Below are 450 nucleotides of genomic sequence, written 5' to 3'. Positions count from 1 at the left end.
AGGATCGGTATTATCGGTTACATCCACACCTGTCACCGTAATATCACCGGCACAGTTATCCGTAGCCGTTAAGTCACCAGGTGCAGGCACATCCGCGATACACTCGTAAGTGATATCGGCAGGGGCTTGTGGAGCCACTGGGGCTGTAGTATCAATAACCGTAAATGTAGCAGTAGAAAAACTTTCATTTCCACATGCGTCAGTAGCTTTAAAAGTTACAATTACATAGCCGGTCAATCCACAACTAGGGGTTAAAACACCTTTGTAATCATTGTCCCATATAATGTCACTACAATCATCAGTTGCAACAGTGCCACCATTATTATTTAGCCATTCTTGTAATTCACTTTCATTTCCTAAGCCGTCACATTCAACAGTTAAATCGCTGGCTTCAGTTACAATAATTGGAGCCACAGTGTCTACAATAGTAAAGGTAGCGGAAGTAGAACT

Annotated in this window: 1 pseudogene; it reads right to left on the bottom strand. The window is 42.4% G+C overall.

The features are described 5' to 3' along the window. Nucleotides 1-450 (bottom strand): annotated as a pseudogene (locus D778_RS14645) (hypothetical protein); the annotation flags it as partial.

Origin of the sequence: Xanthomarina gelatinilytica (assembly GCF_000348685.1) — a bacterium.
Classification (GTDB): Bacteria; Bacteroidota; Bacteroidia; order Flavobacteriales; family Flavobacteriaceae; genus Xanthomarina; species Xanthomarina gelatinilytica.
The sequence above is the reverse complement of the archived record's forward strand: the minus strand, read 5'-3'. Positions and strand labels throughout refer to the sequence as shown.